18 protein-coding genes and 1 tRNA gene are annotated in these 22,623 nt (G+C 47.4%); 18 read left to right on the forward strand and 1 reads right to left on the reverse strand.

Annotated elements, in window-relative coordinates; translation table 11 throughout:
- Positions 1-419 precede the first annotated feature (419 nt).
- Positions 420-493 (reverse strand) — tRNA-Arg (locus tag ABIC22_RS15460).
- 326 nt (positions 494-819) lie between these two features.
- Between ABIC22_RS15460 and ABIC22_RS15465 the strand changes: the two genes are divergently transcribed.
- The 18 genes from ABIC22_RS15465 to ABIC22_RS15550 all read left to right on the forward strand — a co-directional run bounded on the left by ABIC22_RS15465 (position 820) and on the right by ABIC22_RS15550 (position 22,586).
- Positions 820-1,662 carry a hypothetical protein gene (locus ABIC22_RS15465; RefSeq protein WP_127541051.1) on the forward strand — a complete coding sequence of 281 codons (843 nt, stop codon included), beginning with the start codon at positions 820-822 and terminating at the stop codon, positions 1,660-1,662.
- Positions 1,663-1,797: 135 nt separating this feature from the next.
- Positions 1,798-3,138 carry a trigger factor gene (gene tig / locus ABIC22_RS15470; RefSeq protein ID WP_127541053.1) on the forward strand — a complete coding sequence of 447 codons (1,341 nt, stop codon included), beginning with the start codon at positions 1,798-1,800 and terminating at the stop codon, positions 3,136-3,138.
- 376 nt (positions 3,139-3,514) lie between these two features.
- The gene (gene clpP, locus ABIC22_RS15475) at positions 3,515-4,105 is read left to right on the forward strand and encodes an ATP-dependent Clp endopeptidase proteolytic subunit ClpP (protein WP_091001992.1); all 591 of its coding nucleotides are present in this window, start codon (positions 3,515-3,517) and stop codon (positions 4,103-4,105) included.
- A 12-nt stretch (positions 4,106-4,117) separates the two neighbouring features.
- Positions 4,118-5,371, forward strand: a complete 1,254-nt coding sequence (clpX, locus tag ABIC22_RS15480; RefSeq protein ID WP_095293292.1) for an ATP-dependent protease ATP-binding subunit ClpX — start codon at positions 4,118-4,120, stop codon at positions 5,369-5,371.
- 122 nt (positions 5,372-5,493) lie between these two features.
- Positions 5,494-6,591: a flavodoxin-dependent (E)-4-hydroxy-3-methylbut-2-enyl-diphosphate synthase gene (gene ispG, locus ABIC22_RS15485; RefSeq protein WP_095293293.1), complete on the forward strand. Its 1,098-nt coding sequence runs from the start codon at positions 5,494-5,496 to the stop codon at positions 6,589-6,591.
- A gap of 168 nt (positions 6,592-6,759) precedes the next feature.
- Positions 6,760-8,517 (forward strand): ATP-dependent protease LonB, encoded by a 1,758-nt coding sequence (gene lonB, locus ABIC22_RS15490; RefSeq protein ID WP_354481956.1) that lies wholly within the window; start codon positions 6,760-6,762, stop codon positions 8,515-8,517.
- Positions 8,518-8,604: 87 nt separating this feature from the next.
- Entirely contained in the window at positions 8,605-10,944 is a 2,340-nt protein-coding gene (lon, locus tag ABIC22_RS15495) for an endopeptidase La (protein ID WP_127541057.1), read from the forward strand.
- A 161-nt stretch (positions 10,945-11,105) separates the two neighbouring features.
- Positions 11,106-11,765 carry a ribosome biogenesis GTP-binding protein YihA/YsxC gene (gene yihA, locus ABIC22_RS15500; RefSeq protein ID WP_354485989.1) on the forward strand — a complete coding sequence of 220 codons (660 nt, stop codon included), beginning with the start codon at positions 11,106-11,108 and terminating at the stop codon, positions 11,763-11,765.
- A 268-nt stretch (positions 11,766-12,033) separates the two neighbouring features.
- Entirely contained in the window at positions 12,034-12,621 is a 588-nt protein-coding gene (locus tag ABIC22_RS15505; protein ID WP_127541059.1) for a non-ribosomal peptide synthetase module, read from the forward strand.
- A gap of 336 nt (positions 12,622-12,957) precedes the next feature.
- Positions 12,958-13,356 carry an adenosylmethionine decarboxylase gene (gene speD / locus ABIC22_RS15510; protein ID WP_095293297.1) on the forward strand — a complete coding sequence of 133 codons (399 nt, stop codon included), beginning with the start codon at positions 12,958-12,960 and terminating at the stop codon, positions 13,354-13,356.
- A 322-nt stretch (positions 13,357-13,678) separates the two neighbouring features.
- The gene (gene hemA / locus ABIC22_RS15515) at positions 13,679-15,067 is read left to right on the forward strand and encodes a glutamyl-tRNA reductase (protein WP_127541061.1); all 1,389 of its coding nucleotides are present in this window, start codon (positions 13,679-13,681) and stop codon (positions 15,065-15,067) included.
- 15 nt (positions 15,068-15,082) lie between these two features.
- Complete coding sequence (gene ccsA, locus ABIC22_RS15520; RefSeq protein WP_371860025.1) at positions 15,083-15,910, forward strand: cytochrome c biogenesis protein CcsA; 828 nt, start codon at positions 15,083-15,085, stop codon at positions 15,908-15,910.
- Positions 15,911-15,915: 5 nt separating this feature from the next.
- Positions 15,916-16,566, forward strand: coding sequence for a precorrin-2 dehydrogenase/sirohydrochlorin ferrochelatase family protein (locus tag ABIC22_RS15525; protein WP_354481960.1), 651 nt, complete (start codon positions 15,916-15,918; stop codon positions 16,564-16,566).
- Positions 16,567-16,568: 2 nt separating this feature from the next.
- Positions 16,569-17,525, forward strand: coding sequence for a hydroxymethylbilane synthase (gene hemC / locus ABIC22_RS15530; RefSeq protein WP_095293300.1), 957 nt, complete (start codon positions 16,569-16,571; stop codon positions 17,523-17,525).
- Positions 17,526-17,529: 4 nt separating this feature from the next.
- Positions 17,530-19,092 (forward strand): uroporphyrinogen-III C-methyltransferase, encoded by a 1,563-nt coding sequence (gene cobA, locus ABIC22_RS15535; RefSeq protein WP_354481964.1) that lies wholly within the window; start codon positions 17,530-17,532, stop codon positions 19,090-19,092.
- 136 nt (positions 19,093-19,228) lie between these two features.
- Positions 19,229-20,230 (forward strand): porphobilinogen synthase, encoded by a 1,002-nt coding sequence (gene hemB / locus ABIC22_RS15540; RefSeq protein WP_154896288.1) that lies wholly within the window; start codon positions 19,229-19,231, stop codon positions 20,228-20,230.
- Between the two features lie 149 nt (positions 20,231-20,379).
- On the forward strand, positions 20,380-21,684 hold the full coding sequence (gene hemL / locus ABIC22_RS15545) for a glutamate-1-semialdehyde 2,1-aminomutase (RefSeq protein ID WP_354481967.1): 1,305 nt from the start codon (positions 20,380-20,382) through the stop codon (positions 21,682-21,684).
- The gene (locus ABIC22_RS15550) at positions 21,681-22,586 is read left to right on the forward strand and encodes an RluA family pseudouridine synthase (RefSeq protein ID WP_354481970.1); all 906 of its coding nucleotides are present in this window, start codon (positions 21,681-21,683) and stop codon (positions 22,584-22,586) included. The genes hemL and ABIC22_RS15550 overlap by 4 nt, the downstream gene beginning before the upstream one ends.
- The last annotated feature ends 37 nt before the right edge of the window (positions 22,587-22,623 follow it).

A 22,623-nucleotide genomic window follows, 5' to 3' on the forward strand; every position in this document is an offset into this window, starting at 1 on the left:
AAGCTCCTATTATTTATTTTTTTTCTAATATGTATACTTTGATACATACGTATACCAACAAGCATAACATTCGGTGTCAACAATGGGCAACGAAGTGGGATGAACATATCCCCAGAACGCAAAAAAAGCTTCCCAAAGGAAGCTTTTCTTAATACGTCCCAGAAGGGATACTCTCCTTGCAGTCGAGACTGCGAAGTGATGCTATCGAAGAGGATGCTTCGACGAACCATGGGGGTTCTCATCCCCAGAACGCAAAAAAAGCTTCCCAAAGGAAGCTTTTCTTAATACGTCCCAGAAGGGATACTCTCCTTGCAGTCGAGACTGCGAAGTGATGCTATCGAAGAGGATGCTTCGACGAACCATGGGGGTTCTCATCCCCAGAACGCAAAAAAGCTTCCCAAAGGAAGCTTTTCTTAATACGTCCCAGAAGGGATTCGAACCCCCGACCGACGGCTTAGAAGGCCGTTGCTCTATCCAGCTGAGCTACTGAGACATGAATTTTTTCAAGCAAAAATGATTTTATCATAAATAATGATGAATATCAAACATTTTATTTAAATAACTTATTCGTATATGATGTTTGGCGGCAGGGAACGTTTTTTTCATTATATTTAAGGTTATGTTAGAATATCAGGAGAACTCAGAAAATAGATCGACATTCGTTTAATATACATCTATTTATGGTTGATTCCGACTGGAGATTGAGGATATAGAGGAGGTGCTCCTATCAAGGAATCCACGACCCCGGAAAACGAGCACAGTAACAATATTGTTCTGTTTCCTAAGACGCTGGACTATTACCAGATTCAATTAACTGTCATGCTTGAAAATGAGCGATATGGGGAAGCCATGAATCTGCTTCGCTTCTTGCTGCAATGTCAGGGACAGGAAGAACGTCATTATGATGAATGGCGGGCTCTGCTGGAGTGGCTTGAAGCTGCCTTCCCTCATTATGCGGAAGATTCCTCTATTGCCCCGGATGTACAAGAAGAAGAGGAAATCAGTGAGGAAGATATGGCACGTCAGCACGCCAGGTCCAAGCTGGAGCAGGATCAAGGATATGCGGATAAGCTGCTTCGAACAGTAATGGAAGAACCGCTATCCGAACAAACGATGCTTGCCTTGGAGCAGCTTGCCTATCTTGAACTTCCAGAGATCGATGAGGCACTCAGTAGCTGGTTAACCGATAAATCTCTTCATCCACTGTTGCAGTTCCGGGTATTGCAAACCTTGCGACGTCGCGGTACGCAGGGCTTCATCACGTTCACAAGAGGGGAAGAGCAGGTTGAAGTAGAGATTGATACGGTCCCTCTGCGTCCGGAGGATTTTCCGCTTCAGATCGTGCGCATTCTCGAGCGAGTGGCCGATCAGACGGAAGTTCACGAACCGACACTCTTTTATTTTGCACAGGAACTTTGGATCCAGTTTGTCATGGCGGTGTATGGAACACGAGATTACGATTCCATGCTGGAAGATAATGATTCCATGACAGATATATGGGCAGCAGCACTACATATGACCGTTGCAGACAGCCTGGGAGGCTCCCACGATGAAGAAGATACCCGTTCAATGTATGCTGTAACTGGTGCGATGCGCTTCCGTCTGGAGCAGGCATATCGTTCGATGAAGCAGTTTGTTTCTGCAGGTTTGGGGGGCCAATAAGGGCCGGAAACGTTTACCTCAAACCGCATCAAGGGATTCCCCTTGAAAAAGAATGTAATCTTGTTTATACTAAAATGGTTATTTTGTACGTGATCGCCTACGTGAACATGTGAATTTTGGAGGGGAAAGTATACAATGAAAGCAACTTGGGAAAAGATAGAGAAGAACCTTGGGGTTCTTGAAGTTGAAGTTGGTGCAGATCGTGTAACTGCAGCACTCGACAAAGCTTTTAATAAAGTAGTAAAACAAGCGAACGTGCCTGGATTCCGTAAAGGTAAAGTGCCACGTCCAATTTTCGAAGCTCGTTTCGGTGTAGAAAGCTTGTACCAAGAAGCAATCGACATTTTGCTTCCTGAAGCTTACACAGAAGCTATCGACCAAACGGATATTTTCCCGGTAGATCGTCCGGATGTAGATATCGAACAATTCGCTAAAGGACAAGCATTCAAGTTCAAAGCGAAAGTAACAGTGAAACCTGAAGTTACCCTGGGTGACTACAAAGGAATCGAAGTCGCTGTAGCTAAAGGCGAAGTAACAGATGCAGAAGTAACTGAAGAGCTTGAGCGTCTTCAACAACGTCACGCTGAACTCGTTGTAATCGACGAAGGTTCTGCACAAAACGGTGACGTTGCAGTTATCGACTTCGATGGTTCCGTTGATGGCGTACCATTCGAAGGTGGACAAGCTGAGCGTTATTCCTTGGAACTGGGTTCTAACACATTCATCCCAGGATTTGAAGAGCAAGTTGTGGGTCTGTCCACAGGCGACTTCAAAGACGTTGAAGTAACTTTCCCAGAGAGCTACCACGCAGCAGAACTTGCTGGCAAACAAGCGGTATTCAAAGTGAAAGTACACGAAATCAAACGCAAACAACTTCCAGAACTGGATGATGAGTTTGCAAAAGATGTCAGCGAATTCGATACTCTGGAAGAGTACAAAGCTGATCTGAAAACACAACTCGAATCCCGCAAAGCAGATGAGTTCAAAGCAGCTCAAGAAAATGCGGTAGTAGAAAAAGTAGCAGAAAATGCTGAAGTGGACATCCCTTCTGCAATGGTTGACAGCGAAGTGCAAAACATGATGCGTGATTTTGACAACCGCCTGCGTAACCAAGGCATGAACCTGGAAATGTTCCTGAGCTTCTCCGGTCAAACACAAGCTGACCTGAGAGGACAAATGCAAGACGATGCTTCCAAACGTGTTCGCAACAACCTGGTTCTTGAAGCTGTAGGTAAAGCGGAAAACATTGAAGTATCTGATGAAGAAGTGAACCAAGAACTCGAAAAAATGGCTGAATCCTACAAGCGTCCTGCTGAAGAGATTCGTGGCATTCTGGAGAGCAATGGTTCCCTCGACAGCCTTCGCGATGAAGTTAAACTGCGCAAAACGATCGATGTTCTCGTTGAGAACAGCAAAGTTGTAGAGCCAGTTGAAGCTCCTGCTGAAGAAGCTGCTGCAGAATCTGACGAAAAATAAGACAAGCTGTAAGGCAACAAGCAGCTGAATAAAGGATAAGGCACGTGAATCATTGCGTGCCTTATTTTTAAATTATGGCATCCATTTTATAGATGATTCAGTAATAATATGGATGGTTATAATGTTGGGAAGGGTTATACTGTTTCAAGCTCCTATGTACTTTATGCAAATAAAATAAGGTTAAACGGCATAGGATTCCTTCGATTTGCACATACATAGAAAACATGGTTAAATATGATCAGGCTAAAAAGTAAACTAACTTATGCTTGACACTACTTGTGAAAAATGACATTGTCACAGGAACGTGTTAGAATGAATTTGGGTTTGCTTTACAGGTAGCCTATGTCTAATTACATGTAGAAAAGAGGTTGGTCTCATGAGTCTGGTGCCAATGGTTGTGGAACAAACCAATCGAGGCGAACGGTCTTACGATATATATTCGCGTTTGCTGAAGGATCGCATCATTTTTCTAACCAGTGCGATTGATGACGATGTAGCCAATCTTGTCATAGCACAGCTTTTATTTTTGGCAGCCGACGATCCTGAGAAGGATATCAGCTTGTACATTAATTCACCTGGTGGTTCTGTCACCGCAGGGATGGGTATATACGATACGATGCAATATATCAAGCCGGATGTATCTACCATTTGCGTTGGGATGGCAGCAAGCATGGGTTCGTTGTTGTTAACGGCCGGTGCGCCTGGTAAACGATATGCGCTGACTAACAGCGAAGTGATGATTCACCAACCGCTTGGCGGCGTTCAAGGACAGGCTGCGGATATTAAAATCCACGCCGAATGGATTATCAAAACACGTCAGAAACTGAATCAAATATACGTCGATCGTACAGGTCAGCCCCTTGAGAAAATTGAGCGGGATACGGACCGTGACTTTTTCATGAGTGCGGAAGAAGCCAAAGCGTACGGCATTATTGACCAGGTGCTCAGCAGACCGATCAATTCCTAAAGGGGTGGTTTCATGTTTAAATTTAACGATGAGAAAGGGCAACTGAAATGCTCTTTTTGCGGTAAATCTCAAGAACAGGTGCGCAAGCTGGTCGCTGGACCGGGCGTTTACATTTGTGATGAATGTATCGAACTTTGCACCGAAATCGTTGAGGAAGAGCTCGGTCATGACGAAGAACTGGACCTCAAAGATATACCGAAACCAAAAGAAATCCGCGATATTCTGGATCAATACGTTATTGGGCAGGATCAAGCGAAGAAGTCTTTGTCTGTAGCGGTTTACAATCACTACAAACGGATTAATACACAAAGCAAGATTGAGGACGTTGAACTGCAAAAGAGTAACATTTTGCTTCTTGGACCTACAGGTTCCGGTAAAACGTTGCTTGCACAAACGATGGCCAAAATCCTCAATGTTCCTTTTGCTATTGCTGATGCTACTTCATTGACTGAAGCCGGTTATGTCGGTGAAGATGTAGAGAACATTCTGCTCAAGCTGATTCAGGCTGCTGACTATGATGTGGAAAAAGCAGAGCGCGGTATCATTTATATCGATGAAATTGACAAAGTAGCCCGGAAATCCGAGAACCCGTCCATTACACGTGACGTATCGGGTGAAGGGGTACAACAAGCATTGCTGAAAATCCTGGAAGGAACGGTTGCTTCTGTACCACCACAAGGTGGCCGTAAGCATCCACATCAGGAATTTATCCAAATTGATACAACAAATATCCTGTTCATTTGTGGTGGTGCCTTTGATGGTCTGGAGCAAATGATCAAACGCCGGATCGGTAAAAAAGTCATTGGCTTCAATACCGTTGCGGAGCAAAAAGATCTCAAACCGGGTGAGTACCTGGGTATGGTCCTGCCGGAAGACTTGCTGAAATTCGGTCTGATTCCGGAATTTGTAGGCCGTCTCCCAGTCATCTCCACGTTGGAGCCACTGGATGAAGATACACTGGTACGGATTCTTTCCGAACCAAAAAACGCCCTGACCAAGCAGTATCAAAAATTGCTTGAGCTGGACAATGTGAATCTGGTGTTTGAACCAGGTGCATTGCTCGCGATTGCAAAAGAAGCAATCAAACGTAACACAGGTGCGCGGGGATTGCGCGCCATCATTGAGGGCATCATGCTTGAAATCATGTATGAAGTACCTTCACGTGAAGATGTTACGAACTGTGTGATTACCGAAGAAGTCGTTGAGAAAAGAGTTGTGCCTGAACTTGGCCAATCGAAGGACGATAAGCAGGAAGAAAGTGCCTAACTGAAGGCAGCATTCCTTGCTCAGCTCTGAAATATAGACTTGTCAGTTCTCCACTTTGGCAGAAGGCGAATTCATGTCTCTGTCAGGGTGGAGCTTTGACGTTGTGGGGAGAGAAATCACTCATGTATTTAAGACAAGATACACGTCCCGTAAAAGTAGGGAATATAACGATTGGTGGCAGTAATGAAGTCATTATCCAAAGTATGTGTACTACTAAAACGGCAGACGTTGAGGCTACCGTTGCTGAAATTCTGCGATTGGAAGAAGCAGGATGCCAAATAGTACGTGTAACCGTAAATAATGAGGAAGCTGCTGCGGCCATTAAAGAAATCAAGAAACGCATCCACATTCCGCTTGTAGCAGATATTCACTTTAACTATAAACTGGCTCTTCTTGCGATAGAGAACGGCATCGATAAAGTCCGGATTAATCCAGGCAACATCGGTAAACGTGCTAAAGTAGAAGAAGTCGTGAAAGCATGTAAGGAACGTGGTATTCCCATTCGGATCGGGGTTAACGCGGGTTCACTGGAAAACCATTTGCTTGAGAAGTACGGATATCCAACAGCTGATGCTATGGTAGAAAGTGCATTGTATCACATTGGTATTCTGGAAGAACTTGATTTCCATGATATTATCGTTTCACTGAAAGCATCGGACGTACCGATGGCGATTGAAGCGTACTCCAAGGCAGCTCAGATCATTAAATATCCGTTGCACTTGGGAATCACCGAAGCGGGTACGCTGTTCTCGGGTACAATTAAGAGCTCGGCAGGTATGGGTGCACTGCTCTCCATGGGTATTGGTTCAACCATGCGGATCTCGCTCAGCGCAGACCCGGTAGAAGAAATCAAGGTTGCACGCGATCTGCTCAAAACCTTTGGGCTCATTTCCAATGCCGCCACGTTGATTTCTTGCCCGACCTGCGGTCGTCTGGACATTGATCTCTTCTCTATTGCCAACGAGGTGGAAGAGTATATCTCCAAACTAAAGGTGCCGATTAAAGTGTCTGTACTGGGATGTGCGGTGAATGGTCCAGGTGAGGCGAAAGAAGCGGATATCGGGATTGCCGGTGCCCGCGGAGAAGGTCTCTTGTTCCGTCACGGCAAGATGATCCGTAAAGTGCCTGAGGAAATCATGGTAGAGGAATTGAAAAAGGAAATCGATAAAATCGTCGAAACCTATGAAACAACAGGAGTAATTCCAGGACGTTCGCACTGATCGTTTCATATATGCTTAACCAAGAGCCCGTCAGCAATGGCGGGCTCTTGTTGTCTTAACATCCATAAATTCTGCCAGGACCGTTTACCTGTTGGTGAAACGGCTATACTACCATGTATTAGTATGATTCCGTAGGGAACAGTCAGAAGAACAGGAGGATGTTGAGATATGGGTGATTTAGGCATGGTCTTCATGTTGATACAGTTATTTTTTGGTGTGGTGATTGGTTTGTATTTCTGGAATCTGCTTCGGGGCCAGAAAACCAATCGCAGTGCCGTCGAGCGTGAGTCTCGCAAAGAGCTGGAGAAACTGCGTAAGCTGCGTTCCATTTCACTTACGAAACCACTCGCAGAGAAGACGCGTCCAGCTAGTATCAATGATATCGTGGGGCAAAAAGACGGCTTGCGTGCTCTCAAGGCTGCCTTGTGCAGTGCGAATCCGCAGCATGTAATCATTTATGGGCCTCCCGGAGTTGGGAAGACAGCAGCGGCCAGGGTGGTCTTGGAGGAAGCCAAAAAAAATCCATCATCACCGTTTAAGCCAGATGCCAAGTTTACAGAGCTGGATGCGACAACCGCTCGTTTTGACGAACGCGGGATTGCCGATCCCTTAATCGGTTCAGTACATGATCCGATATATCAGGGAGCAGGTGCCATGGGGGTTGCGGGCATTCCTCAACCGAAACCGGGAGCCGTGACCAAAGCCCATGGGGGCATGTTGTTTATCGATGAGATCGGTGAATTGCATTCCATTCAAATGAATAAATTACTCAAAGTGCTGGAAGACCGCAAGGTCTTTTTGGAAAGTGCGTACTATAACTCGGAAGACACGCATACTCCTGCTTATATCCACGATATTTTTCAAAATGGCCTGCCGGCTGATTTCCGTCTTGTCGGAGCGACGACACGTTCGCCTCATGAACTGCCTCCAGCGCTTCGTTCGCGCTGCATGGAAGTATACTTCAGACCATTATTGCCGGAAGAAATCGGGAAAATTGCTGAGGACGCGGTGCAAAAAATCGGCTTCAGTCCTTGCCCGGATGCCGTTGAAGTGGTCAAGCGATATGCCACGAACGGACGCGAGGCAGTGAATATTATTCAGCTCGCTGCCGGACTGGCACTCACTGAAAAAAGGGAGACCCTTCAGGCCTCGGATGTCGAGTGGGTGGCTGGCAGCAGTCAAATCCAGCCGCGTCCGGATCGCAAGGTGCCTCAGCAGCCACAGGTTGGTTTTGTTAATGGCTTAGCCGTATATGGTCCAAATATGGGCACCATACTTGAGATCGAAGTGTCTGCCGTGCCTGTGCTCAAAGATCAGGGCCGAATCAATATTACGGGCGTGGTGGATGAGGAAGAGATTGGAGGCGGTTCGCGTACACTCCGGAGAAAAAGCATGGCCAAAGGTTCGGTTGAGAATGTGATAACCGTGTTAAAAGCCATGGGACTTCGTCCGAATGACTATGACTTGCATATCAACTTCCCGGGAGGAACACCAATTGACGGTCCATCAGCCGGAATTGCGATGGCCACGGCAATTGTCTCTGCTATTCAGGGACGTCCTGTTGATCATGAGACAGCGATGACTGGGGAGATCAGCATTCATGGCCGGGTGAAGCCGATTGGCGGCGTGCTCGCCAAAGTAGAGGCTGCTTTTCAGGCGGGAGCCAAGACCGTTATTATTCCCGCCGAAAACTGGCAGTCCATTTTTGAGAATCTGGATGGATTACGCGTCATTCCGGTAGATACGGTTCAGGATGTTTTTCGTGAGGTATTTGCCTGGGTGCCTGATTCTCAGCAGGCGGAGCAATCGAAGCACGCAGATGAGCCAGCAGCACCCTCTGCAGAGATTTTCCCTCCAGCATCTGCTTCATTTTTACGTGCTGACCTGACCCGTCCGGGACAGGTTACTGATTCGGGAAGCTGCTAAGCGCTTCCCTTCAATTGGTTTTTTATGTGAACATTTGATAGAATAATGAATGACTACAACCTGAGAGCCATTGGAGGTGCGAAAGCGATGGGACCGAGCAAAGCGAAAGGTCGTCGTTTTCCTTTACTGCCTTTAAGAGGACTTCTCGTCTACCCGAGTATGGTACTGCATCTCGATGTGGGCCGGGAGAAATCGGTCAAGGCTTTAGAAAAAGCGATGGTAGAAGAACATTTGATTCTCCTATGTTCCCAAGCCGAGGTAAACATTGAAGAACCAACACAAGAAGATATTTTCAGAATCGGAACCGTAGCCAAGGTAAGACAAATGCTGAAGCTTCCAAACGGAACGATTCGTGTTCTGGTGGAGGGCTTGGAACGGGCTGAAATCATTGAATATACGGACAACGAGGAATATTACGAAGTGCTGGCACAGGAACTGCCTGAAGAAGAGAACAGCCATCCAGAGACGGATGCCCTGATGCGTACGGTTCTGAACCAGTTCGAAAATTATATTAATCTGTCCAAAAAGGTAACACCCGAGACACTTGCCGCTGTGTCCGATATTGAAGAACCGGGCCGACTGGCTGATGTGATCACGAGTCACCTCTCCCTGAAAATCAAGGATAAACAGGAGATTCTGGAGACCATTGATGTTCGCGAACGTCTGGAGAAGCTTCTCGACATTCTCAATAATGAGCGGGAAGTGCTGGAGCTTGAACGCAAAATCAGCCAGCGCGTGAAGAAGCAGATGGAGAAAACCCAGAAGGAATATTATTTGCGCGAGCAAATGAAGGCGATTCAAAAAGAACTGGGTGAAAAAGAAGGCCGTGCGGGTGAGGTCGAGGAACTCCGTAACCAGATGGAGACGCTGGGCCTGCCGGACAATGTCAAGGAGAAGGTCGAGAAAGAGATTGACCGACTGGAGAAAATGCCTGCCAGCTCCGCTGAGGGCGGGGTCATTCGCAACTATGTGGATTGGCTGCTGGCTCTACCTTGGAGCGAGATGACAGAGGATGATCTGGATATTCAAAAAGCTGAAGATGTGCTGAATGCCGATCATTACGGTCTGGAAAAACCAAAAGAGCGTGTGCTTGAATATTTGGCAGTTCAGAAGCTTGTCAAAAAGCTTAAAGGGCCAATTCTCTGTCTGGTTGGTCCGCCGGGGGTAGGGAAAACGTCGCTTGCCCGTTCGATCGCAAGATCGCTGGGCCGGGAGTTTGTAAGAATCTCACTCGGTGGCGTGCGGGACGAAGCGGAGATTCGTGGACATCGTCGTACGTATGTAGGTGCCATGCCTGGGCGTATCATTCAGGGAATGAAAACAGCAGGCTCACTTAATCCCGTTTTCCTGCTGGACGAGATCGACAAAATGGCATCAGACTTCCGCGGGGATCCATCTGCAGCGCTGCTTGAGGTACTTGATCCTGAACAGAATAGTACGTTTAGCGATCACTTTGTGGAACTGCCTTTTGACTTATCCAACGTCATGTTCGTTACGACCGCCAATACGGTGCACAACATTCCACGTCCGCTGCTTGATCGGATGGAGATGCTCAATATTCCTGGGTATACGGAGATCGAGAAACTGCAGATTGCCAAAAACTATCTGCTGCCGAAGCAGAAGCGTGATCATGGTCTGGAAGAGGAACAGCTGGAGATTGGCGATGACAGCCTGCTCCGTGTCATTCGTGAATATACCCGCGAGTCTGGCGTACGGAATCTGGAACAGCAGATGGCTTCACTATGCCGGAAAGCGGCTAAAAATATCGTATCTGGTGCGGAAGGTCAGATCAATATCACACCGGATGAAATCAAGGACTATCTTGGACCTGGCAAGTTCCGTTACGGCATGGCCGAACTGGAAGACCAGATTGGTACCGTAACCGGGCTTGCATGGACCGAAGTAGGTGGAGATACGCTTGTTATTGAAGTCACGGTTGTGCCTGGAACAGGAAAACTGACATTGACTGGTAAACTGGGTGATGTCATGAAGGAATCTGCTCAGGCAGCATTCAGTTATACCCGGTCCAAAGCGGCCCAGTTAGGCATTCCGGCTGACTTCCATGAGAAGAATGATATCCACATCCATGTACCTGAGGGAGCCATTCCTAAGGATGGACCTTCTGCAGGAATTACGATGGCTACGGCTTTGATTTCTGCATTGACGAACAAACATGTGTCGAAAGACATTGCGATGACGGGTGAGATTACGCTGCGTGGTCGCGTGCTGCCTATCGGCGGTTTGAAGGAAAAATCACTGGCAGCACATCGCGCCGGTTACAAAAAAATATTATTGCCCAAGGATAACGAACGGGACCTGCGAGACATTCCGGACAGCATCAAGGAAGATGTGGAATTTGTCCCAGTAGCCCATATGGATCAGGTGCTGCAGCATGCACTCGTGGAGCAGACAGGAATTCACCTGTAGATCTGGTTAACCAAGGGAGCGTATGAAGAATGAACCGTTCTGCGGAAGCTTCGGCGTCCGCTGGAACGGTTTTTTTGGTATGATAGAACAATGATCCAAGGCATAATACGTTTATTAGCTTCTAATGCAAGAACAAGAGATCCAGAGAGGACAGATATATGATGAAAGTAAACCAATCCGAATTTATTATCAGTGCCGTTAGGCCTGAACAATATCCCGATGATGGCCTGCCGGAGATTGCTTTGGCGGGACGTTCAAACGTGGGCAAATCATCTCTGATTAATCGTTTGATTAACCGCAAAAATTTGGCACGAACAAGTTCGACACCGGGTAAAACGCAGCAGCTGAACTATTATAAAATCAACCAGGATCTATACTTTGTCGATTTTCCGGGTTATGGTTACGCCAAAGTTTCCAAGGAGCAGCGCTTTGCCTGGGGTAAAATGATGGAGAAGTACCTGCTCGGCCGCAAGGAATTGAAGCTTGTCATGCAAATGGTGGACATGAGACATGAACCGTCCAAGGATGACAAGATGATGAATGAATGGCTTCGCCATCACGGATTGCCTTTGGTAGTCGTAGCAACCAAAATGGACAAGATTCCAAAGACACGCAGAGCCAAACATATTAAAGTCATCAAGCAGGCGCTCGATCTACGTCCAGGAGACTTGTTTGTCCCGTTTTCGTCAGAAGAAGGATTGGGTAAAGAAGAGTTGTGGGACATCATCACCCGCCATGCCCGCATAGATAAATATGCACCAGATGTAATGGATGCAGAAGGTAATCTAGAAGAGGAAGAAAACACCGAAATTAACGGATGATATAGAGATTGTGCCATGTTAATGCGGAAAAGTGAGTAAGCTGGCTGAATAAAGAATGAATGATCGATTATATCCATATTTTCATGGGATTTTATGAGAATTCACTGTTTTGTTCTGGAGCATATTGGTTTGGCGGTGGTGTATAATGAATGTAGGTGCGTTCATGCCACAGGAACAAAAATACCGGCTTTGCCGGCCTGAAGAATTTTGAGATGACTGCCCATAAGCAGGAAGGCAAAACAATCGGGGAAGAATTGAGGAGATTTGTATGGCTCAGCGGTTAGCCACAGAGTATGTTAATGCCACTTTTAAATTGTCAGAACCCCAGATGCATCAGTTTTTGCGCATATCGGACGATGGCCGGATTCATCACCGGGTTAAGGTGCTTGATAATGGTTGTCAGGAAATTGTGCTTGCAGATGTCAGTGGAGAGGAAGTTCATTTTCCTTTTGACCGTCAGAAAGGGTTTTACATCTGTGAGTTGTCTTGCCGTCTGGTAAACCATCATCTGACCAACGTTGTCCGAAAACTCTTTATGACCTTCAAGGGTGACGGCGTTGTTCATCGGATTTATGAAGAATTCACCATGACGTATGTTTATGCTCAAGGCTCTGTTCGTAAAATTGTAGAACAAAATGGGGAAAATACCCGACTGATTTATGAATACAAAAACACATTGCTTGAATTACAACGTCAGTTCCAGGCTCGGGATGTTGAGCGTGAAATTAACCGATTATATGCAGAGGTGGACACACTTCTGGATACTAGGATTCATACATCCGTTCCTGAAGAACTTCATCAGATTGATGCTAGACTTGCTCGACACCAAAAACGGCTCTTTGAACTTGAGGCTTAACGAACCTTAAGACGCCCGTTATACGACTTTAAATGCTTGATCCATCCCCTTATTGATTCTGATCACAGGCACTTGCCGGTTCAGGTTCCGAAGGGGATTTTTTGTGAAGAATGCGTTCATTTAGGCTGGCAATAATTTATTTGTTTAACTGTAAAAAAAGGGTTGCATTCCTTTAAAATAGATGTTATTTTTATTCTCGTTGAAAAGAATATAGGAACCAGGATTCACTCAGGACATTATATGTTGCGAGAGGTTTTTCCCTCGGGAAGTGAATGACGTAGGTCCTAGCGGATGAAATTTTCAAACATTTTATTCCTAGGAAGGGGGAACCGAAGGATGGAATATTCAACTTTCGGAAGACACGTTGCTGTTGATGTTTGGGGTGTAGACTTTGATCTACTGAACAGTGCAGAGTATCTGCAAGCCCAACTGGTTGAAGCTGCAGAGGCATGTGGTGCGACAGTAATGTCCGTGCAATCCAAGCAGTTTGAGCCACAAGGAGCGACAGTGCTTGTGCTATTGTCAGAGAGCCATCTCTCCATTCATACGTATCCTGAGAGAGGGTTTGCGGCAATTGACTGCTACACTTGTGGTGAAACGGTAGACCCACAGCTGGCCATTGACTACCTGGTATCCGTTTTGAAACCGGAGAAAACGTACGCTAAGAAATTGGTGCGTGGATTGGGTGAACTGCAGGTCGTAACACCGACAATGCAACCCATCGAACTGGTCTAATTGATGTAGATAAACATGAGTAATGTTCACATATTGGGAAGGAAGTAATGATCCCGAATTATAGATAGTCATGGAATTATTCCATGACTATTTGTTTTAATATTCGAAGAAATGGATTTAAACGAATAACGGAGAAGATTGGTGAGACACTACAATAAATGACAATGCATAGGATAATCTACATGGGGATTTCATAAACATTTCATAAAAATGGCCCAGTCGCGGTCATGATGTGTGATATAATTAACCATGTCAAGCATAAATGGATGGAGATATGTAGAAAACACTTTGATTGGAAATTTATTAGGCAGGTGAACTTGCAATGCACATCGTTGTAGTTGGTTTGAATTATCGCACGGCGCCTGTAGAGGTTAGGGAACGATTCACATTTGCAGAAAAAGACTTGTCTGAAGCGCTGCAGCAGCTCAAGCTGACCAAGAGTGTATTGGAAGGTGTAATCGTAGCCACATGTAACCGTACCGAGTTGTATGTTGTGGTAGACCGTCTTCACATGTGTGGTTATTTTATTCGTACGTTTATGGAACAATGGTTTAATGTTCCGCGGGAAGAATTTACGCAACACTTATATATATATGAAGATGATCAAGCCATTCGCCATTTGTTCCGTGTCATTTGCGGGCTGGATTCCATGGTGATTGGTGAAACTCAGATTCTTGGACAGGTGAAGCAGGCCTTTTTCACTGCTCAGGAAGAGAAATCGACAGGCACCTGGTTTAATATGTTGTTCAAACAGGCGGTAACTCTGGGCAAGAGAGCACATTCGGAGACTTCCATTGGAGAAAGTGCAGTCTCGGTCAGTTACGCAGCTGTTGAACTGGGGAAACGTATTTTTGGCATGTTTACGGACAAGAAGGTCCTTATTCTTGGAGCGGGCAAAATGAGTGAGTTGACAGTCAAGCATCTGTACGCCAATGGAGCCTCAGAGGTCATTGTAGCGAACAGAACTCTTGCAAGGGCTCAGGAGCTGGCTGCCAAGTTCAGGGGAACCCCTTGTACGATGGAGCACGCTTTGGAGAGACTGAATGAGGTTGATATTGTCATCAGTTCGACAGGTGCAGAGCGATATGTTCTGGATGCTTCCGTTGTTCGTGAGAGCATGAAGCGCCGTCAATCACGTCCATTATTCCTGATCGATATTGCGGTTCCTCGGGATATTGATCCGGCCATCGGAGAGTTATCCAACGTATTCCTTTATGATATTGATGATCTGGAAGGGATCGTGGAGAGCAATCTGGAGATGCGCAAGGTGGAAGCGGCCAAAATCGAAAAAATGATTGAACTGGAGATGGAAGACTACTATCACTGGCTCAAAACATTAGGCGTTCGCCCGGTGATTCGGGCATTGCAGGAGAAAGGAGCTTCCATTCATGAAGATACGATGGAGAGTCTCTTTAATAAACTGCCTGAGCTGGACGAACATCAGCGTAAGGTGATCCGTCGTTTAACCAAAAGCATCGTGAATCAAATGACGACAGATCCGATCAACCGGATTAAGGAAATGGCTGGCGGCAAGCATGGAGATGAAGCACTACGCATGTTCACCCAAATTTTTGCCTTGGAGGATGCAGTGGAGACGGCCGCAGAAAAAGTAAACCAAAGCGATGCCTCGGCCTTGGGTAAACCGGCCGCCGTTCATCTTAAAGACAACCGGCAAGACGCAATGCCGGCTTATGCTCCGGCAAGTGTATAAGGGCGGGTGAACAGCTTGACCCTTTCTGAACAAATCTATGAAGCTCTGATCTATATGTATGCCCTGAGCCTTCTGTTCTATTTCTCGGACTGCATTCGACGGAATGCGGGGGCGAAGCGAACGGGCACAGGGTTTCTTGTTGTTGTCTGGCTGCTTCAGGTCGTTCATGTGATTTTGCGAATGTGGACAGAGGGCCATTTTCCGATCTATACAACGTTCGATTTTCTGTTTATCTTTTCGTTTAGTATCGTATTGATGTCCCTGGGGATGATACGTGTCCAGCGTTCGGAATTTGTCATCCTGCTATTGAATATCGTGGGCTTCTCAGTTACCGTACTGAATCGATTGTGGTTTACAGCTGGGGAGATCTCGCTGCATAACTGGCAGACCGTTCACGGGCTGCTGATCATGCACATTACGCTAGCAAATCTGGGCTTTGCAGCCCTCACGGTAGCTGCGGTCTTCGCCATGTTGTATCTGTTCCTGCACCGTAAATTGAAAAACAAAAAATGGAATGATACGATGCGGCGGATGCCGAGTCTTGAAGTCATTGGCAAATACATGGATGGCGCAACATTGATCGGAACACCGTTACTTGGCGTCTCCGTGGTGCTGGCCGTATTATCCATTGTCGCTGAGACCAGGTGGTATCTGCTTTTGGATCTGAAAGTCATTGCAACAGGTCTCGCTATCGCGATCTATATCGGTTATTTTGTTTCTAAGCAGAGAAAGCAGTTTTCCAACATCATCATGGCAAGATGGACATTGATTGGATACGGTTTTGTCATTATGAGCTTTTTATCCAATGCGTATTCAGCGTTTCATCGTTGGACAGGAGAGTGAAGACTATGGATCGCTATACGCCGTTATATGTAAATACTTCAGGCAAAACCTGCTGCGTTGTGGGGGGCGGACGTGTTGCCGAACGTAAGATCAAAGGTTTGCTTCACGCCGAAGCGCATATTAAGGTGTTTAGTCCGGAAATCACATCGGAGCTGAAACAACTGCATCAGGATTCCCGAATTGAGTGGATAGCCCGGTCCTACCGCAAAGGTGATTTGCGGGGGGCCTTTCTCGTATATGCAGCAACGGATCACGTTGAAGTCAACGCACAGGTAGTACAGGAAGCTAACGATGCGGGCATACTGGTGAATGATGCGATGTCTTCCGAGAACAGTGCGTTCATCACCCCCAGTGTGGTCAGGCGTGGAAGATTGAGCATTGCCATCTCAACGGCTGGAGCAGGACCGGCAGCTGCTGCAGAGATTCGGTCTACACTGGAGCAGCAATTTGGAGAAGAATACGAGACGTATATTGAATTTCTGCATCAGATGAGGATTCAAGTGAAGTCACGTGTGTCGTCTCCGCGTGTGCGAAGCGTTTTACTGCGGCGATTGACTGAAATGAATGTGCTGGAGGATATCCGTGCAGGGCAATTTCGGTGGTGGACAGAAGAAGAAATCGGGAACTGGATATCCCGTAATCAGGAGGAGCTGTAGACATGCGTACAATTAAAGTGGGAAGCAGACAAAGCGCACTGGCTTTGACACAGACAGGCCATGTAATTCAGGATTTACGCAGCATTTGTGAGCGGGAAGGTTTAGCATTTGACTTTGAAGTACATAAGATCGTTACGAAGGGAGACTTGATTCTCGATGTAACGCTGTCCAAAGTCGGTGGCAAAGGGCTGTTTGTCAAAGAGATCGAACAGGCCATGTTGGATCGAACCATTGATATGGCTGTGCACAGCATGAAGGATATGCCGTCCGAACTGCCGGAAGGATTAATCAACGGCGCTGTTCCGCGCCGTGCTGACCCGCGTGATGCATTGATTTCCAATGGGGGTTTATCTCTGGATCAATTGCCGGAAGGGGCGAGAGTGGGGACAAGCAGTCTCCGTCGTTCCAGTCAGTTAAAGGCATACCGCCCGGATCTGCAGCTCGAATCCCTGCGTGGTAACATTGACTCACGTCTTCGCAAGCTGGAGACGGAGGGTCTCGATGCTATTATTTTAGCTGCTGCAGGATTGTATCGAATGGGCTGGCAGGATCGGATTACCGAGTATCTGTCCGAAGAGGCTTGCCTTCCTGCCGTTGGCCAGGGTGCACTGGGAATTGAATGCCGTGAGGATGACGCGGAGCTGCTTCATCTGTTGAAGCTGTATAACGATCCGGAGACCGCTTCTCCTGTTATGGCAGAACGTAAATTCCTCAGTGTATTGAATGGGGGATGTCAGGTGCCTATCGGTGCTCATGCCGTCTGGAATCGTCAGCAAGATACAGATTCCCCGAATGGGCAAAACACGTTACAATTAACGGGTATGGTTGGTACGCCGGATGGCGGACTGATTCTTAAAGAAGCTCTGACCGGAACAGATCCGGTACGTCTTGGAGAAGAAGTAGCGTGGAGATTGATTGAACGGGGAGCAGAGCAGATACTGGCAGAAGTTAGGGGATGAGGACATGGTGGGAAAGGTCTTTTTGGTAGGAGCAGGTCCAGGGGATGCTAAGCTGATAACGGTAAAAGGATGGGAGTCTATCGGCAAAGCAGATGCTGTAGTCTATGATCGTTTGGCCAGTCCGAGATTGTTAAAACAGATGAAGCCTGGCGCAGTGAAGATTTACGTAGGCAAGCGGCCTGACCGTCACACGATGAAACAGGAAGAGATTAATCAGCTGCTCGTCGATCTGGCCCTTGAAGGGAAAGTGGTTGTTCGGCTGAAAGGCGGAGATCCAACGATATTTGGACGCGTCGGCGAAGAGGCAGACCTGCTGCGCAAAAACGGCATTCCTTTTGAAATCGTGCCTGGGGTTACCGCAGCCATAAGTGTACCTGCTTATGCCGGAATACCGGTGACCCACCGCGATTATGCATCATCCATTTCCATTATTACAGGGCATGAAAGCCCGGACAAGCTGGATCGCAGCATTCATTGGGATAAAGTAACGAACGCAACGGGAACACTGGTATTTATGATGGGTGTAGGCAAGATCGGCTATATCAGTGAACAGCTCATCCGTCATGGCCGACCGGCACAGACACCAGTCGCACTGGTTCGTTGGGGAACAAGAGCTGAGCAGGATACCCTTGTGGGTACGCTTGAAAATATAGAAGCCAAGGTCATTGCAGCCAACTTCCAACCGCCTGCAGTCATTGTTGTGGGGGAAGTGGTGAACCAACGTGAGCAATTGAAATGGGCTGAGGTACTACCGTTGTTCGGCAAACGAATTCTGGTGACGCGCGCTCGCAGTCAGGCGAGTGAACTGGTGAACCGCATCGAGGAACTTGGTGGTGAACCGTATGAGTTTCCAGTTATCGAAACCGTTATGCCTTCAAGTGAAACAGCAAAACAAAGTGTCAAGGATGCCTTCGGTGCGTTAAATACATTTGATTGGGTATTTTTCACGAGCGTAAACGGTGTGGAATTTTTCTTCCGTCATCTGGAAGAGCAAGGCAAGGATATCCGGGCCATGCATCAAGCAAGAGTTGCTGCGGTTGGACCTTCAACTGCCGAGGCCTTGCGCAAGCACGGCATTGTTGCTGAAGTGGTCAAAGGGCCTTTTCAGCAGGAAGGTATGCTGGAAGCTTTTGAGAGTGAACTGAAAAAAGGTCAGAAAGTGCTGCTTCCCCACGGTGATCTGGCAAGATCCTGGTTACCTGACCAGTTGAAGGAACGTGGACTTGAGGTCACGGAAGCGATCATCTATGACACCGTACTCGCGGGTGAGGATGATGATGAACTTCTGAAGCTGCTGGAAGAAGGCGGTATTCACGCGGTGACGTTCACGAGCTCTTCAACGGTTACGAACTTCATGGAGATGCTTAAACGGATGGGACTCCAAGATCCATTACCGTTGTTAAAGAATGTCGAGGTTGCTTGCATCGGGCCAGTGACTGCCAAAACGGCAGAAGCAGCTGGCTTGAAGGTAACGCTGATGGCCGCAGAAGCAACGATCGAAAGTATGATCTCTGCGCTGATTGAATGGAAAAGGACGCCTTCTCCAGAAGGGGCAGTGCCTCGTTGATTTAGGAATTGTATCGCTATTGTAATAGATCGTATCCATATACCAAAATGCAGATTGATGAAGCGTGCTGAATTCGTTAGGATACCGGCGCGCTTCCCTTTTTGCTCTACTTTACTCTAAGAGAGGATGTATCTATATGAGTTTTCCAATTGTACGACACCGTCGCTTACGTCAATCTACAGGCATCCGCAATATGGTCAGAGAGACTCATCTGACCGTGGATGATTTTATCCAGCCCATCTATGTAACTTACGGTGAAAACGTAAAATCCGAGATCAAATCGATGCCAGGCGTATTCCGTTTTTCTCTTGACCGTCTGCAGGAAGAGGTAAAAGAGATTGCCGAGCTGGGAATTCCGGCCGTGTTGTTGTTCGGTATTCCTGAGACAAAGGATAGTATTGGTTCTTCTGGTTTCGCTGAAGATGGTATTGTGCAGGAAGCAACGAAATTGATTAAGTCCTGGTATCCCGACCTGCTGGTTGTGGCAGATACCTGCCTGTGTGAATTTACGGATCACGGGCACTGCGGCATGGTGCATACCGTGGAAGTTGACGGACATATCTGCGGAGATGTTCTGAATGATGAATCACTGGATCTGCTTGTAAAAACAGCTGTATCCCAAGCCAAAGCAGGTGCAGATATTATTGCCCCATCCAATATGATGGATGGATTTGTCCAGGCCATTCGGGCAGGACTGGATGAGAATGGATTCAGCCATATTCCAATCATGTCATACTCCGTTAAATATGCATCTGCTTTTTATGGTCCCTTCCGTGAAGCAGCGGATTCCACACCACAGTTTGGAGATCGCAAATCATATCAGATGGACCCGGCCAATGCCCGCGAGGCACTGCGCGAAGCCGAAACGGATGTGCTTGAAGGAGCAGACATGCTGATGGTGAAACCGTCACTCTCCTATCTGGACGTGATGCGTACAATCAAGGATCAATTTGACCTCCCGCTTGTGGCCTATAATGTAAGTGGTGAGTATGCCATGGTGAAGGCTGCAGCAATGCAGGGTTGGATTGATGAGAAAAAGGTCGCCATGGAAATTCTGCTTAGCATGAAACGCGCGGGTGCGGATATGATCATTACGTATTACGGAAAAGATGCCTCCCGCTGGTTGGCTGAGAAGTAATAGTTCTTTGTAATTACACGTTTGCTAAGAGAGTCGTTATAAAATGATCAACATATAGCAAGGCCCTGCACGACCCTGTTATGTCGCTTGTATAGATCAGTTTACTGTTCATATAAGGAGTGGGGCCTTCATCATTAAGGAGGATGTTCATGACTGCACAATCAGGAAAAAGACGAAACGATGAGCGCTCACGCAGCGCATTTGAGGAAGCCAAGCAGTACATACCTGGAGGCGTAAACAGTCCCGTTCGGGCATTCAAATCCGTAGGACTTACCCCGATCTATGCAGAACGCGGAGAAGGGTCCAAAATTTACGATATTGATGGCAATGTATTTATTGATTATGTGGGCTCATGGGGACCGCTTATCATGGGACATGCCCATCCTGATGTTGTTGAAGCACTGCGTGAAACAGCTCTAAAAGGAACGAGCTTTGGTGCTCCAACGCTGCTGGAGACCGAGATGGCTAAGCTTGTTTGCGAACGCGTACCATCCATTGATATTGTGCGGATGGTCAACTCGGGTACGGAAGCAACCATGAGTGCCATCAGATTGGCGCGCGGTGTAACGGGGCGCAGCAAAATTTTGAAGTTTGAAGGTTCATATCACGGACATGCGGACAGCTTGCTGATCAAAGCGGGCTCCGGTGTCGCTACCCTTGGATTGCCAGACAGTCCTGGAGTTCCTGAAGGGGTTGCTACCAATACGATCACGGTACCTTACAATGATCTGGAATCGGTTAGCCTTGCCTTTGAACGTTTTGGTGAGGAGCTGGCTGCTGTCATTGTCGAGCCTGTGGCTGGGAATATGGGCGTTGTACCTCCAGCAGAGGGCTTTCTTGAAGGCCTGCGCAGTCTGACGAGCCAGTACGGCAGCCTGCTCATCTTTGACGAAGTCATGACTGGTTTCCGTGTCGGCTTGAACTGTGCACAGGGGCGATATGGTGTTACGCCCGATCTGACATGTCTTGGTAAAGTTATCGGCGGCGGCCTTCCGGTCGGAGCATATGGTGGTCGTCGGGATCTGATGGAGCAGATCGCTCCAACCGGTCCGATCTATCAAGCGGGAACACTGAGTGGTAACCCACTGGCTATGGCAGCAGGATATACCACCCTCAAACTGTTGACACCGGAAGTCTATGATCGTTTGGAGACGTTGTCGGCTCGTTTGCAGGCTGGCTTCGAAAAGAATGCAGTAGAGACGGGTATTGCAGTAACCATTAACCGCGTTGGTTCCATGGTATGTCCGTTCTTCAGCAGTGTACCTGTTACCAATTACGATATAGCCAAAGGAAGCAATTTGGATCAGTTTGTTCGCTACTTCGCAGCAATGGTTGATCAGGGTGTAAGCGTGGCACCTTCCCAGTTTGAAGGCATGTTTGTGTCTGGTGTGCATACAGAGCAGGACATTGACGATACGATTGAAGCAAACCGCAAGGCTCTTCAATCTCTATGACGATTAAAAGTTGGAAACGTCGTGGAGAATGGCTGGAGCTGATGCCAGGCAAAGTGGTAACAGGCAGTCCAGACAGACAGCTTGCGGCAGAGCAATGGCTGCTCACTGAACTTTCGTTTCCAGAAAAGCTGCTTCGCCAGCTCAAGGCAAATCACGGAATTCAACTCGCAGGGGACCGGCTTCGGCTGGCCCTTTTTGCATCTCAGCCCATTGACGTTGAACCCCGTTGGGCAGAGATTGAGGTGCTGTACGAGGATGATTTTAGTCTGGTTGTACATAAACCAGCGGGTATGAAGCTCCATCCGGATGGAACTCGTGCCGATCATGCCATTACGCTGGATCACGCTGTCGCCTCTTATTATGAGATCAATGGTATCGACACCAGCGTGCGCCATGTGCATCGCCTCGATGAAGATACAACAGGCCCCGTTCTCTATGCCAAGAATGCATTTGCTCTGGCAAAATTGGATGAGGCCATGCGTCGTAAAGAAATTGGGCGTCAGTATGTAGCCATTGCTGAAGGGCGAGTATCTCCGGAATGCAGCAAAATTGACGCGCCCATCGGTAAGGACAGGCATCACAAGCAGCGCAGACGCGTTTCCGAGAGTGGGCAGGAAGCAGTAACACATGTAGAGATTGTGGAAGTGTGGGAGCGAGCTACACTTGTGCGTTTAATACTGGATACTGGACGTACGCATCAGATCAGAGTGCATCTGAGTTATGCCGGACACCCGCTTGTTGGCGATCAGCTGTATGGAGGAAGGTCAGATGCCATTGGACGCCAGGCACTTCATGGTGAAGTGTTAACGTTTAATCATCCGCTCACGGGAGCGCTGATTGAAGTTCGAGATCCGTGGCCTTCCGATTTTGAACAGCTAGTCCAGCGGGAACGATCAACCTAATAAAAAGGCAAGCTTTGAACAAAGGTGGCATGCTCAT

Source organism: Paenibacillus sp. PvP094 (genome assembly GCF_040546835.1).
Classification (GTDB): Bacteria; Bacillota; Bacilli; order Paenibacillales; family Paenibacillaceae; genus Paenibacillus; species Paenibacillus illinoisensis.

Excerpts from the sequence above, each read along its gene's own strand:
- ABIC22_RS15465 (WP_127541051.1), top strand. The coding sequence starts at position 820 with ATGCTTGAAAATGAGCGATATGGGGAAGCCATGAATCTGCTTCGCTTC.
- tig (WP_127541053.1), top strand. The coding sequence starts at position 1,798 with ATGAAAGCAACTTGGGAAAAGATAGAGAAGAACCTTGGGGTTCTTGAA.
- clpP (WP_091001992.1), top strand. The coding sequence starts at position 3,515 with ATGAGTCTGGTGCCAATGGTTGTGGAACAAACCAATCGAGGCGAACGG.
- clpX (WP_095293292.1), top strand. The coding sequence starts at position 4,118 with ATGTTTAAATTTAACGATGAGAAAGGGCAACTGAAATGCTCTTTTTGC.
- ispG (WP_095293293.1), top strand. The coding sequence starts at position 5,494 with ATGTATTTAAGACAAGATACACGTCCCGTAAAAGTAGGGAATATAACG.
- lonB (WP_354481956.1), top strand. The coding sequence starts at position 6,760 with ATGGGTGATTTAGGCATGGTCTTCATGTTGATACAGTTATTTTTTGGT.
- lon (WP_127541057.1), top strand. The coding sequence starts at position 8,605 with ATGGGACCGAGCAAAGCGAAAGGTCGTCGTTTTCCTTTACTGCCTTTA.
- yihA (WP_354485989.1), top strand. The coding sequence starts at position 11,106 with ATGAAAGTAAACCAATCCGAATTTATTATCAGTGCCGTTAGGCCTGAA.
- ABIC22_RS15505 (WP_127541059.1), top strand. The coding sequence starts at position 12,034 with ATGGCTCAGCGGTTAGCCACAGAGTATGTTAATGCCACTTTTAAATTG.
- speD (WP_095293297.1), top strand. The coding sequence starts at position 12,958 with ATGGAATATTCAACTTTCGGAAGACACGTTGCTGTTGATGTTTGGGGT.
- hemA (WP_127541061.1), top strand. The coding sequence starts at position 13,679 with ATGCACATCGTTGTAGTTGGTTTGAATTATCGCACGGCGCCTGTAGAG.
- ABIC22_RS15525 (WP_354481960.1), top strand. The coding sequence starts at position 15,916 with ATGGATCGCTATACGCCGTTATATGTAAATACTTCAGGCAAAACCTGC.
- hemC (WP_095293300.1), top strand. The coding sequence starts at position 16,569 with ATGCGTACAATTAAAGTGGGAAGCAGACAAAGCGCACTGGCTTTGACA.
- cobA (WP_354481964.1), top strand. The coding sequence starts at position 17,530 with ATGGTGGGAAAGGTCTTTTTGGTAGGAGCAGGTCCAGGGGATGCTAAG.
- hemB (WP_154896288.1), top strand. The coding sequence starts at position 19,229 with ATGAGTTTTCCAATTGTACGACACCGTCGCTTACGTCAATCTACAGGC.
- hemL (WP_354481967.1), top strand. The coding sequence starts at position 20,380 with ATGACTGCACAATCAGGAAAAAGACGAAACGATGAGCGCTCACGCAGC.
- ABIC22_RS15550 (WP_354481970.1), top strand. The coding sequence starts at position 21,681 with ATGACGATTAAAAGTTGGAAACGTCGTGGAGAATGGCTGGAGCTGATG.